The following is a 12,195-nucleotide window of genomic DNA, read 5'->3' on the forward strand; positions in this document are numbered from 1 at the left end:
CACATTCCGCGACGGCATCGAGGTCACTGAAGCCGCGTCACAGAACGCCGCCTGATCGGCCCGTTACCCAATCTCCAACATAGCTCACAGCCATCAGGCTTAACGCCAGCGACGCCGTACCACTGGAGACCGCTAATACTACAGCCGGGATCATCTGTGTTGGCGGCTGTTGAGGTTGGCATTCTGTGAGAGGATGCCGAGCATGACGACGGTTGCCGACGCAGTGGGCTGGGATGGAGCCCTGGACGCGCTGGCGGAGCGGATCGCGCCGCGGTTTTGCCGGCCGGAAGCGCGCCGGCGGGCGCGCCAGTACTTGGCCGGTCTGCTGGCGCCGGTGGAGCGCAAGAACGGCTGGCAGTTGGCCGAGGTCGCCGGCGACGCCAGCCCGGACGGCGTGCAGGACTTCCTGGCGCGCATGCGCTGGGACGCCGAGGCCGTGCGCGACGACCTGCGTGGCTACGTGGTCGAGCATCTGGGGGATTCCCAGGCGGTCCTGGTGCTCGACGAAACCGGCTTCGTGAAGAAGGGCACGCGCTCGGTTGGCGTGCAGCGCCAGTACTCCGGCACCGCCGGGCGCATCGAGAACTGCCAGATCGGCGTCTTCCTCGGCTACGCCGGCCGGCTCGGCCATGCCCTGATCGACCGCGCCTTGTACCTGCCGCAGGCCTGGGCCGGCGACGAGGAGCGCCGCCGCGCCGCCTGGGTGCCCGAGGCGGTGGCGTTCGCCACCAAGCCGAAGCTCGGCTTGGCAATGCTGGAGCGCGCGCTGGACGCTGGCGTGCCGTGCGCCTGGGTCGCCGCCGACAGCGTGTACGGCGCCGACAGCGTGCTGCGCCAAGCCTTGGTCCGGCGCCGGATCGGCTACGTGTTGGCGGTCACCAGCGGCCAGCGGCTGTTTCCGGGCACGGTGAGCGATTGGGTCGAGGAGGTGCCGGCGGACGGCTGGCATCGGCTCAGCGCCGGCGATGGCTCCAAGGGGCCACGGCTGTACGACTGGGCGCACCTGCCGTTTCGCGGCGCCCCGGAGGGGTGGGGCAAGGGCTTGCTGATCCGGCGCCGCTTGGCGGATGGGGACCTCACCTTCTACTTCACCTTCGCCCCGGCTGGGACGGCGCTGAAGGAGCTGGTGCGCGTGGCCGGCACGCGCTGGACGATCGAGAGCGGCTTCGAACTGGCCAAGGGCGAGGTTGGGCTGGATCAGTACGAGGTGCGCTCGTGGACCGGCTGGCACCGGCACATCACCTTGGCGATGCTGGCGTTGGCGTTTCTCACCGTCGTGCGCACGGCGGCCATCGGGGGGAAAGGACCCGGCCGGCTTGGCAGACGAACTTCTGCCCTTGACCGTGCCGGAGATCCGTCGCCTGCTCCACCGGCTGCTCGCCCCTCCGACCCCAAAACCCGCCACCGTTATTGCCTGGTCGCTCTGGCGAAGACGTCACCAGCAGCGGGCGCGGCGCTCTCATTGGAAACGCCGCACCCGAACCGACAGAGGCCGGCTGTAGTATTAGGGCCTGTTCGCCCGGCGGCACCACCATCGAGGCGGTCAAAATCCTCCAGGCTGAACCGGTCTTGACGGGACTGGGGACCCGCGCCATCGCCGCGGCTTCTGCCCGCGCAACGGAGCTCGGCAAGCTCGTATCCCTGCTTGCTGGTAGCGGGGGCGCCCGCTACCTCACCAGCATTGCGGCAGGTCTAACAAAGCTCTTGCGACCACGCTTGAACCCCATGAGGGGCGCGGCTATTCCGCCGAAGGCGTCGGCCTCGTCATCGGCATCGAGCACGATCAGGTCCGCCTGTCCGCCGACCGCAATACCATAATCCGCAATCCGCATCAGTCGGGCGGCCCCGGTCGAGATCATATCGAGGCAATCGCCGAAGCTTTCAGGCCCCAGATGCATGAGGTTCGCATAGAGATTGCCCATCCGGATCAGCGAGCCGTCGCCAAAGGGCGTGAAGGGATTCAGGACATTGTTGGTCGCGACCGAGACGGTAACGCCGCCTTCCGCCAGCCGATGAACCGGCGCCACCCCGCGCGGAGCCCGATGGTCGACATCGCGCCCGTTGAGATAGAGATCCGTCGCGGGCAAGGCCGTCACCCCCACGCCGGCATCGGCCAGGAGGGCGATCATCCGCTCCAGCGCGGCATCGTCGATGGCCGCAAGCTTGGTGGCATGGCCGACGGTGACCCGCCCCTGCCACCCCGCCACCATCGTCCTCCGGCAGATCTCCTCGAGATGGGACCAACTGGGATCGAGATCGAAATCCAGATGGAAATCGAGATCGACGTTGTGCGCCACCGCCAGCGCGAAGATCCGCTCCATCTGCAGCGAAGGATCGGCATCGGTGTAAGGGCAGCCGCCCAGGAGGTCGGCCCCCTCCGCCAAGGCCTGGGCCAGCAGCCGTTCGACCGCCGGATCATGGGTCATCCCCTCCTGCGGGAAGACGCAGATCGACAGATCGATGGCGAAGGCATAATCCCGCTTGAGCCGCTTCATTGCCTCGAAACTGCGCAGGCCAACCAGCGGATCGAGTTCCACATGGGACCGCATGTGCATGGTGCCCTGCGTGATCGCGCGCTCCAGGGTGCGGGCACCGCGCTCGTAGACATCCTCGATCGTGAAATCCCTTTTCAGGCGGGAAACCGCGGCGATTGCCCCCTTCAGTCCGCCGCCGGCATCGCGGCACCGGCAGAGCAGGCAAGATTTGTCGAGATGGATGTGCGTATCGACCAGCCCCGGCAGGGCGAGATGCCCGCCGGCGTCCTCCTCCACGACGGCCGTGCCGGCCAAGGCAGGGCCGATGGCGGCGATCCGGCCTTGCCTGACCGCGATATCCTGCAGGCCTTGCCCTCCCCTCAGGCGGGCGTTGCGCAAGAGAAGGTCGAAAATCTGGTTCTGCGTCATCTCAGATCCGGCGTGACATTTGCATGCATAAATCGTATGCACTTTCGATGCCATCGTGACCACACTTGCGGAGTTCCCAATGAGCGAGATGACCGAACGCGATCTGCAAGCCGTAAAGGATTATCTGGATGCCTCCATGGCTCCCGATCCCGTGCGCGCGGCGAAACATGTGGCCCCGGGCTTCATCTGCCGCTTCACCGGGCATCGCGTTTTCGATACGCCGAACGGGCCGACCGGCTTCAACGCCGCCCGCTACAAATGGGTGAAGAAGCGGATCGAGCGCTATGACGTGGTGCCGGGCGAGACGGAAACCATCGTCTACAGCCTGGGCTACCTGTACGGCGCCTGGCCGGACGGCACGCCCTTCGACAACAACCGCTATGTCGACCGCTTCGTGGTGCGGGACGGGCTGATCGTCGAAACCGATGTCTGGAACGACAGCGCCGAATGGATCCTCGATCCCTCCTGCGCCCGCTGATCTGACCCGCTGACCTGGATATCCCGGCGCTCTTACTCGGTGTAGGGCGCCAGGATATCCATGAGGTCGCGGCTCCTGGCGCCCGAGCTTTTCAGCAGTGCGCGGGAGGCCACGGCCTCCAAATGCTCATCCATGAGGGCGCAGGCCTTGTCGGCGGGGCCGGTCCGGATCGCCTCGATCAGTTCCAGATGCTCGTTGACCGCGCATTCGGACGAATGGGGCCGGCTGAAGACCGCCAGCGACAACCCCGCGCGGTAGCAGATCTCCGTCACATAGCGGATCAGAACGGGCTTGCCGGTCATTTCCGCCAGCCGGACATGGAATTCCGTCGCAAGGCGGATCGAAATCCCCTCGGCGCCATGCCGGGCCTGATGTTCGGCTTCGACGATGGCTTTCAGCTGTTTCACCTGGGCCTCGGTCAGCTTGCCGGCCAGATGCCGGACCACCTGACGCTCGAGATCGACCCGGATGTCGAAGATGTCCCGCGCGTCCTCGAAGGATGGCACGGCGACCACGGCGATGCGGTTCCGGCGCAGATCGACGAGGCCTTCCGCCGCCAACTGCCCGAGCGCGCTGCGGGCGATGGTCCGGCTGACGCCGAAGCGCTCGCCCAGCGAATCCTCCGGCAGCCGGTCCCCCGGCGAAAGCGCCCGCTCGATGATCGCGCGCCGCAAGGCTGTGCAGATCACCGCGACACGGTCGCCTCCGGTTTTCCTCGAACGCTTTTCCTCGACCATCACCGCCCTCTCCTACCCCGCTCTGCATAAGGGAGGTCAGGCGGGAATTCAACTCGCCAAGTGCCGCATTTGAATGCAACCGCCTCACCACCCTGCACAAATGAAGTGCATACAAAAATTGTACACACTTTTTCTCGCCAAAAGCCTGTCACCCCTGACCTGGAGTGCGGCCCGCCCCGAAAGTTGGCGCACCTGTTGCATACAGTTCATCAGTCCGTCACGAGGTGCGCCGCATGTCCCCATCCCAAGCCATCCAGCAAGGCCGCTCTTCCATCGCCGTCGAGCTTTCGCAAGCCTCCGTTTCATTCGGCAAGCCGGGGAAGGCCGTCTCAGCCCTGCAGGAGACGAACCTTCGGATCGCCGAAGGCGAATTTGTCGCTCTGGTCGGCCCGTCGGGCTGCGGGAAGTCCACGATCCTGCGGCTGACGGCCGGCTTGCTGCACCCGACCCAGGGGGCCGTCCTCGTCGGCGGGCGCGAGGTGGGGGCCAAGGCCCTGCGCATCGGCATGGCCTTCCAGAATCCGACCATGCTGCCCTGGCTCACCATCGAGCGGAACGTAATGCTGCCGCTGAAGATCGTGCGGCCCTTCCGCTCCGACTACCGCGCCAAGCGCAAGACGGAGTATCGCGACCGGGTGCATGCCCTGCTGGCCGATGTCGGGCTCGACAAGTTCGCCGGCCATTATCCCTGGCAGCTGTCGGGCGGGATGCTGCAGCGCGCGAACCTCTGCCGCGCCCTCGTCCATGAGCCGAGCCTGCTTTTGCTCGACGAGCCGTTCGGCGCCCTCGATCAGTTCACGCGCGAGGAACTGTGGGGGACGATGCAGTCCCTGTGGCTGAAGCGCAAACCCACCGTCCTGCTCATCACCCACGACCTGAAGGAAGCGGGTTTCCTCGCCTCGCGCGTCTGCGTGATGAGCGCCCGCCCCGGCCGCATCATCGATGACAGCGCCGTCGATTTCCCCCGCCCGCGCACGATCCAGATGACCTTCGATTCCGATTTCGTCGCCCTCAACCAGCGCCTGCGCGACCTCATCATCGACGCGCGCACCGACACCGCCATCCGCGGAGCCTGAGCCATGAGCTACGAACTGCGCCGTCGCCTCTGGGCCGCCATTCTCATCCTCGGCTTCTTCGCGGCCTGGGAATTCCTCTGCCTTGCCCTTCAGGTCTCCGATCTGGTCCTCCCCCGGCCGAGCCAGGTCTTCGCGACGCTGGTCGACCGCCTCGGCATCCTCTGGCCCCATGTGCTGCAGACCCTCTGGACCACGATGATCGGCTTCATCCTGGGCGTCACCGTCGGGGTGGTCATCGGGGCGGCCATCGGCGTCTCCCGCACCGCCTACGACACGGTCTATCCCCTGCTGATCGGCTTTTCCTCGATCCCCAAGGTCGCCGTGGTGCCGATCTTCGTGCTGTGGTTCGGATCGGGCGCGACGCCGGCCATCCTCACCGCGCTCGCGATGTGCTTCTTCCCGATCGTCGTCAACATCGCGACCGGCCTTGCCACCACCGAGCCGGAACTGGAGGACGTCCTGAAGTCGCTCGGGGCCAGCAAGCTCGACATCCTTTGGAACGTCGGGCTGCCCCGCACCATGCCCTTCTTCTTCGCCTCGCTGAAGATCGCCGTCACCTTCGCCTTCGTCGGCAGCGTGCTGTCGGAAACCGTCGCCTCCAACAAGGGCATCGGCAACGTGATGATGACGGCCTCCTCGAACTTCGATGTGCCGCTGGTCTTCGCCGGCCTCTTCCTGCTCGCCGCCCTCGGCATCCTGCTCTACGTCGCCTTCTCGCTTGTCGAGGCGCGCGTCACCGGCTGGGCCTCCCGTCGGCAGGGCTTTGCTTCCGCCTGAACCGTCACCCCGAAACGGAGCCTACCATGTTGAAAAAGCTTCTCTCGACGCTTGCTCTCGGTCTTTGTCTGAGCGGGCCGGCGTTGGCCGAAACCAACATCAAGTTCACGCTCGGCTGGAAGACCCAGGGCTCCGACGCTCCCTTCCTGCTGGCGCAGCAGAAGGGCTACTTCAAGGCCGAAGGGCTGAATGTCACCATCGACCAGGGCGAAGGGTCGGCGGCCACCGTGACCCGCATCATGTCGGGTGCCTACGACGCCGGCTTCGGCGACATCAACGCGATCATCCAGAACGCGGCGACCCGCCCCGGCGAGGTGCCGGTCATGGTCTATCAGCTTTGGAACAAGCCGCCCTTCGCGATCGTCTCGAAGAAGACGACCAACATCACCAAGCCCGCCGATCTCGTCGGCAAGAAGCTGGGCGGCGCCCAGGGCACCCCGACCACCCGCCTCGTCACCGTGCTCGGCACGCTCAACAAGGTCGATATGACCAAGGTCGCCATCGAGAACATGGGGCCGAACCTGCAGGAGCCGATGCTGATCAAGGGCGACATCGACGGCGCCCTGGTCTTCAGCATCACCAGCTGGTTCAACCTGATCAACAACCGTCAGGACCCCGCCAAGGACTACAACTGGCTGCTGTTCGGCGAATTCGGCCTCGACCTCTATTCCAACGGCATGATGGTCTCCCAGAAGCTGATCAAGGAGAACCCGGACGCCGTCGCCGGCCTCGTCCGCGCGGTTAACAAGGCGGCGGTGGAGATCGGCGTGGATGCCGAGGCCGGGGTGAAGGCGGTCCTTGCCTATGACAATCTGGCCAAGGAAGAGCTTGAACGCGCCCGCATGAAGTTCTCCTACGAGCAGCTCATCCTGTCGCCCGAAGTCGACCGGATCGGCCTTGGCGATGTGGACGACGCGCGCCTCGCCCGCTCGATCGGCATCATGGTCGAAGGCTATCAGCTGACCGCCACGCCCAAGCCGGAACAGGTCTTCACCCGTCAGTTCCTGCCGCAGTTGGCCGACCGCAAGCTCGCCTACAAGGCCAACTGATCGCCGAAGACAGCCCGGTCGGAACCGCGGCCGGGCTTTGCGCATGGGGGAATAGATGAACGTCGCCCGGCCGGGAATGGTCACCAGCCCGCACCCCCTGGCATCCGAGGCCGGGGCCGCCGTCCTGGCGAGGGGCGGCACCGCCATCGAAGCGGCGGTCGCCATCGCCGCCAGCCTGTCCGTCGTCATGCCGCATTTCTGCGGGATCGGCGGCGATGCCATCTGGCTGGTGGCGGACCGGCAAGGACGGCAACGCTGTTTCCTCGGCATCGGACAGGCGGCGGGCCGTCTTCCCGCCTATGATGCCGCGATCCCTCTGCGTGGCCCCGCCTCGACCGTCACCTCGGCCTGCGCGGTCGACAGCTGGGGTCGTGCGCTGGCCTACAGCGCGAATCAATGGGGCGGCGCCCAACCCTTCGCCGCCCTCATCGCCCCCGCCATCGCCCTGGCCCGGGACGGCTACATCCCCGCCCGCTCGCAACATTTCTGGTTCGATTTCCGGCGCGACGAGATCCCGCACTGGGGACGCTTCGCGGATCATTTCAGCGCCGTCCCCGGTGAACTCTTCAAGCAGCCCGGTCTCGCCCGCAGCCTCTCCCTGCTGGCCGAGGACGGCTACCGGTCCTTCTATGACGGGCGGCTCGGACGGCAACTGGCCGAGGGATTGGCTGCCGCGGGCTCTCCTCTGGGTGCCGCGGATCTGGCGGCGACCCGGACGCGGGAGGAGGCTCCCGTCGGCTTGGACTACCGCGGACTGACCCTGCTGGCCCCGCCGGCGCCGACGCAAGGCCTTTCCACGCTGGCGATCATGGGCATCCTCTCCCACTTCGATCTGGCGGCCCTGCCCCCCGCAAGCCCGCTCCGTTACCACCTGTTGGTCGAGGCGGTGAAGCAGGCCTTCTTGGATCGGCCGCTCATCGCCGACCCCGATGGTTCCGAGCCACCACCCTGGGATTTTCTCGACCCGCAGCGTCTGGCCGGGAAGGCCGAGGCCATTGACACGGCGCGCGCCCTGGCCTGGCCCCATCCCTACCGCCATGGCGACACGGTCTTCTTCGCCGCAACCGACGAGCAGGGGCGTTGCGCGAGTGTCCTGCAGAGCACCTATTTCGACTGGGGCAGCGGTGTCCTGGTCGGCGATACCGGCGTCCTCTGGCAGAACCGTGGCGCGGCATTCTCGACCGTTCCCGGCGACCGCAACGCGATCAAGCCCGGCAAGCGGCCCTTCTACACCCTGAACCCCGGCATCGCCCTCAAGAATGAGGAGCCCCACCTTCTCTACGGCACCCAGGGTGCGGACGGCCAGCCGCAGACTCTTTCCGTTCTGCTCACCGGTTTGATCGATTACGGCATGACGCCCGAGGAGGCGCTCGCCCAGCCACGCTTCCTTCTGGGAAGGACGTTTTCCGACAGCCGCGACAGCCTCAAGATCGAGGCGTCCCTGGGCGGGGCCGCGATTGGAAACCTCGCCGCCCTGGGGCATGAGGTGGCGTCCCTTCCTGCCCTGTCGCCGATCTTCGGCCAAGCCGGGGCCATCCGCCTCGCCGATGCAGGCACCATGTCCGGCGCCCATGATCCGCGTGGCGAAGGCAACGCGCTTCGATCCCAAGCGCATTCGTCCTTCAACTCCGTGGTCATTTCGCCGCCCAGGTGAGGCTGACCGATGGCGGACGGGATCGGCCCAGGGCGCCCATGACGACGCGTTTCGATCCCGCCACGGCGGTGCGAACGGTCGAGGAGATGCCGGCGCGCCGCCGGTCGTGTGGCGGTTCACGTCCGTGGACCGCCGCTACCGGACAGTCAGCACGGTCCGGAACCCCAGATGGCTTGCTCCGAGGCCGACCTCCTGCGGATGGCGTGACGCCGGCCGGTAGCGCTGGCAGAAGTTCTGCGCACAGAGGAAGGAACCGCCTTTGATGACCCGGCTGGGAACCCCCGGCTGCCGGGGATCGTAGCTGTCCTCCTGCCGGGGACCGGTCGGGTTGACGCCCCCCAGACCGTCATGCCGCGGCCGATACCAATCCGACGTCCATTCCCAAACGTTGCCGATCATGTCCCGCAGCCCGTAACCGTTCGCTGCGAAGCAGCCCACGGGGGCGGTCGCCAGATAGCCGTCGCCTCGCGTGTTCTGGACCGGGAAATACCCCTGCCACGTGTTGGCCAGCGCCACGCCCTGAGGCGTGAACTCGCCGCCCCAGGCGTATGGCGCGCCATCCAGCCCGCCCCGGGCCGCGTGTTCCCACTGCGCCTCGGTGGGGAGTTCCCTGCCGAGCCATCGCGCATACGCGACGGCATCGTTGTACGTGACATGCACCACGGGGTGGTTCTCCCGGCCCTTGATGTCGCTGCCGGGCCCCTCCGGATGGCGCCAGTTCGCTTCGGGAACCAGTTGCCACCACGTGTCGCTTGTCCCGGCCTGGGAGGTCGGATCGACGAAGACCACGGAGCCGGCCGGCCGCCGCGAACCGGCGCCGGGTCCGTCCACGACGCGTTCCGCCTCGGTGGCATACCCCGTCGCTTCGACAAACCGGCGGAACTGGGCGTTCGTGACCTCGGTCCGGTCCATCCAGAAGCCATCGACGCTCACCCGCGTCACCGGTCCTTCCTCGCGGTAGTGCTGGTCGGAACCGATCCGGGTTTCCCCTCCCGGAATCCACACCATGCCGGGAGGCGCCTCCTTCGTGCCGGGGGTCGCGACGGAACCGTCGCACAGCGCATCCTGCGCGAGGTTTGGCATGGCTGGGGCCTGAGCGGGCCAGGCGAGCATCACCGGTCCCGCGGCAGCACCAACGCCGGCCGTCACCAGTGCCGTGATGAAGACTGCGCTTTTGTAGGCCATGAGTCTGTCTTTCCTTGCGATCGACCGCTTCCCGGTCATGGCCGGCCGCCGATGCCGCGTCGCTTACCACTCAAGCTCCTGGTAGTAGCGCGTGCCATTGCTGTATTGGAGCTGGCCGGCGATCTTCTCATCGAAGATCACACCGTTCTTCTCCCGGTACTCATCCCAGGAGGCCATCATTTCTTTGGCTTTCTCCGGCTGGGCGTCGATGAGGTTGCGGGTCTCGCCGGGATCATCGGCAAGATTGTAGAGTTCCCACCCGCCGGTTCCCCACGGCTTGTTCACCCAGACCAGCTTCCAGTCGCCCTTCTTGACGGAGGCCCGCCCGAACAGCTCCATCCCCAACACGTAATCCTTCGGGTGGACGCGATCGGACCGGCCGTTCAGATAGGACCAGAGGGAGGTTCCCTGCATGGCATGAACGGCGCGGCCGTTGTAGCTGCTTCCGGGATGCTCGACCCCGGCGGCCTCCAGGAAGGTCGGCGCCAGATCCATCACCGAGGAGATCTGGCCATCGATCTTTCCGCGATGCGCCAGCTTGGGGTACGAGATGATGGTCGGTGAGCGCACGCCGCCCTCGGTCGGGAACGCCTTGAAAAGGCGGAAGGGGGCGGCGCTCACATGGCCCCACCCCGGCCCATAGCCGACGTAGGAGCCCGGACGTCCGATGTTGTCCAGGCTGTTGTCGAAGGTTTCCTCGACCCACGTGGCGGGGACAAGGTCCAGAATGTCGTTCCCCTCGGCGCCGTTGTCGGACAGGAAGACGATGATGGTGTTGTCGAACGCGCCGATCTCCTTCAGGTAGGACACGAGCCGGCCGATGTTCTGGTCCAGGGAATCGACCATGGCCGCGTAAACCGCCATCCGGCGCGCTTCAACATCCTTTTGCTGCTGGGAAAGCTGCTCCCATTTCGGCCAGAGCGCGGGCGGCTCGGACGGCGTCATGTTGGCCGGGATCAGCCCTGCTGCCTGCATGCGCTTGAAGCGCTCGTTCCGGATGACCTCGTATCCCGCTTTGTACGTGTCCTTGTACTTCTCGATGAGGTGGTCGGGCGCCTGCAGGGGGAAGTGCGGCGCCGTGTACGCCGCATAGGCAAAGAAGGGCTTCCCATCGGCCTTGTTGCTGCCGATGTATTCGATGACCTTGTCCGTGTAGAAATTTGTCGTGTACTCGATCTTCGGCAGTTCGGCCGGCTTGCCGTTCTCGCGGTAGCGCGCCTTGGTCGTGCCCTTGCCGTCAGGCGGCGGCGCGTTGCCGGTCTGGTCGAAGAACCCCGCCCCGCCTTGGAGCATGGCGTAGGACTGTTCGAAGCCGCGCGCCGGAGGGCTGAGCTCTTCCGTCATGCCCAGGTGCCACTTCCCGGCCATGTAGGTGTGATAGCCCGCGTCGCGCAGCAGTTCCGGGAACGGCACGACGTTGGTGCCGAGGGTGCCCTCGTAGCCCGCTTTTCCTTTCTGCTCGGGCGTCGGCAGTTCCGCCATCGTGCCCAGTCCGGCCACATGATTGTCGGTGCCGGCCATCAGCATGGCCCGCGTCGGCGAACAGGCCGGCGACACATGGAAGTTGGTCAGTTGGAGACCGGAGCGCGCCAGGGCGTCGAGATTGGGCGTCTGGATCTCGCCGCCGAACGCACCGATGTCCGAATAGCCCAGATCGTCGGCAAGGATCAGCAGGATGTTGGGGCGATTGCCGCCCCCCGACGGGCCGGCACCCGTCCGGACGTCCGCCGCCATGGATGGGCACGCCAGAACGGCGCTGGCGGTCGCCGCCACAATGGCTTCCAGCGCCAGCCTCGTCCGGAATGATGCGGATCTGCGCATTGCCTCTTCCCCCCTCTTTCTAATTTTAAAGTACGCCCTTGCAGGCCGGCCCACGCCAGCCGCAGGATCGTCAGGCGGCATCACCGTGCCGCGTCGATGTGGATGCGCGTTCGGGAGCCTGCGCGCGGGCCAGCGTGCGTCGCATGGCGAGCACGATCGGGCGCTCGACCATTTTCCCCTCGACTTGAATGACGCCGTCCGGAGCGTCCTTCCAGGCCGTGACGATCCGCTCGGCTTCGGCGACCTCGTCCGGTGTCGGTGTGTAGGCTTCGTTGATGGTGGGAACCTGGCTCGGATGGATGGCCATCTTCGCCGTGAAGCCCAAGGCCAGGGTGCGTTGCGCCTCGGCGCGGCACCCGTCGGCGTCGCGCACCTCGACGAAGGGCATGTCGATGGCCGGGATGCCAGCCCGCGCGGCGGCATGGACGACCCGCGATCGACCGTACAGAAGTGAGCTGGTCCCCGTTTCCCGGACAGATTTGCGGTTGGAATAAGCTTGGTTCAGGTTCGTGTCA

The 12,195-nt window shown here is 66.3% G+C and carries 10 protein-coding genes and 1 pseudogene; 6 read left to right on the top strand and 5 right to left on the bottom strand.

The features are described 5' to 3' along the window. Window positions 1-202: 202 nt before the first annotated feature. Window positions 203-1,318: pseudogene (locus tag JJL56_RS31930) on the top strand (IS701 family transposase); the annotation flags it as partial. 349 nt (window positions 1,319-1,667) lie between these two features. Here JJL56_RS31930 and JJL56_RS31935 read toward each other — a convergent pair. Next, on the bottom strand, window positions 1,668-2,903 hold the full coding sequence (locus JJL56_RS31935; protein ID WP_200487806.1) for an amidohydrolase family protein: 1,236 nt from the start codon (window positions 2,901-2,903) through the stop codon (window positions 1,668-1,670). A 79-nt stretch (window positions 2,904-2,982) separates the two neighbouring features. Here JJL56_RS31935 and JJL56_RS31940 point away from each other — a divergent pair, with 79 nt between their 5' ends. After that, complete coding sequence (locus JJL56_RS31940) at window positions 2,983-3,381, top strand: nuclear transport factor 2-like protein (RefSeq protein WP_200487807.1); 399 nt, start codon at window positions 2,983-2,985, stop codon at window positions 3,379-3,381. Between the two features lie 32 nt (window positions 3,382-3,413). Here the strand turns inward: JJL56_RS31940 and JJL56_RS31945 are convergent, their stop codons facing one another. Beyond that, a complete protein-coding gene (locus tag JJL56_RS31945; protein ID WP_200487808.1) occupies window positions 3,414-4,118 on the bottom strand; it encodes a GntR family transcriptional regulator in 705 nt (234 codons plus the stop codon). A gap of 233 nt (window positions 4,119-4,351) precedes the next feature. Here JJL56_RS31945 and JJL56_RS31950 point away from each other — a divergent pair, with 233 nt between their 5' ends. From JJL56_RS31950 to JJL56_RS31965, 4 genes are read left to right on the top strand one after another with little or no spacing between them, the layout of a single operon-like run. Continuing rightward, window positions 4,352-5,194, top strand: a complete 843-nt coding sequence (locus tag JJL56_RS31950) for an ABC transporter ATP-binding protein (protein ID WP_200487809.1) — start codon at window positions 4,352-4,354, stop codon at window positions 5,192-5,194. Between the two features lie 3 nt (window positions 5,195-5,197). Beyond that, complete coding sequence (locus JJL56_RS31955; RefSeq protein WP_109069117.1) at window positions 5,198-5,971, top strand: ABC transporter permease; 774 nt, start codon at window positions 5,198-5,200, stop codon at window positions 5,969-5,971. Between the two features lie 26 nt (window positions 5,972-5,997). Then, window positions 5,998-7,020 carry an ABC transporter substrate-binding protein gene (locus JJL56_RS31960; RefSeq protein ID WP_200487810.1) on the top strand — a complete coding sequence of 341 codons (1,023 nt, stop codon included), beginning with the start codon at window positions 5,998-6,000 and terminating at the stop codon, window positions 7,018-7,020. Window positions 7,021-7,075: 55 nt separating this feature from the next. After that, window positions 7,076-8,674 carry a gamma-glutamyltransferase family protein gene (locus tag JJL56_RS31965; protein ID WP_200487811.1) on the top strand — a complete coding sequence of 533 codons (1,599 nt, stop codon included), beginning with the start codon at window positions 7,076-7,078 and terminating at the stop codon, window positions 8,672-8,674. A 135-nt stretch (window positions 8,675-8,809) separates the two neighbouring features. Here the strand turns inward: JJL56_RS31965 and JJL56_RS31970 are convergent, their stop codons facing one another. The 3 genes from JJL56_RS31970 to JJL56_RS31980 form a co-directional block, all read right to left on the bottom strand. Further along, a complete protein-coding gene (locus JJL56_RS31970) occupies window positions 8,810-9,859 on the bottom strand; it encodes a formylglycine-generating enzyme family protein (RefSeq protein ID WP_200487812.1) in 1,050 nt (349 codons plus the stop codon). Between the two features lie 63 nt (window positions 9,860-9,922). Beyond that, window positions 9,923-11,632: an arylsulfatase gene (locus JJL56_RS31975; protein WP_345772665.1), complete on the bottom strand. Its 1,710-nt coding sequence runs from the start codon at window positions 11,630-11,632 to the stop codon at window positions 9,923-9,925. A 118-nt stretch (window positions 11,633-11,750) separates the two neighbouring features. Continuing rightward, a partial coding sequence (locus tag JJL56_RS31980) for an HpcH/HpaI aldolase/citrate lyase family protein (protein ID WP_247891366.1) occupies window positions 11,751-12,195 on the bottom strand: 445 nt, incomplete at its 5' end.

The organism is Azospirillum aestuarii (genome assembly GCF_016632405.1).
GTDB lineage: Bacteria > Pseudomonadota > Alphaproteobacteria > Azospirillales > Azospirillaceae > Azospirillum > Azospirillum aestuarii.

What these genes read in the sequence shown, in the direction of transcription:
- JJL56_RS31960 (WP_200487810.1), top strand. Translation starts at nt 5,998, where the DNA reads ATGTTGAAAAAGCTTCTCTCGACGCTTGCTCTCGGTCTTTGTCTGAGC.
- JJL56_RS31935 (WP_200487806.1), bottom strand. Translation starts at nt 2,903, where the DNA reads ATGACGCAGAACCAGATTTTCGACCTTCTCTTGCGCAACGCCCGCCTG.
- JJL56_RS31965 (WP_200487811.1), top strand. Translation starts at nt 7,076, where the DNA reads ATGAACGTCGCCCGGCCGGGAATGGTCACCAGCCCGCACCCCCTGGCA.
- JJL56_RS31950 (WP_200487809.1), top strand. Translation starts at nt 4,352, where the DNA reads ATGTCCCCATCCCAAGCCATCCAGCAAGGCCGCTCTTCCATCGCCGTC.
- JJL56_RS31940 (WP_200487807.1), top strand. Translation starts at nt 2,983, where the DNA reads ATGAGCGAGATGACCGAACGCGATCTGCAAGCCGTAAAGGATTATCTG.
- JJL56_RS31955 (WP_109069117.1), top strand. Translation starts at nt 5,198, where the DNA reads ATGAGCTACGAACTGCGCCGTCGCCTCTGGGCCGCCATTCTCATCCTC.
- JJL56_RS31945 (WP_200487808.1), bottom strand. Translation starts at nt 4,118, where the DNA reads ATGGTCGAGGAAAAGCGTTCGAGGAAAACCGGAGGCGACCGTGTCGCG.
- JJL56_RS31970 (WP_200487812.1), bottom strand. Translation starts at nt 9,859, where the DNA reads ATGGCCTACAAAAGCGCAGTCTTCATCACGGCACTGGTGACGGCCGGC.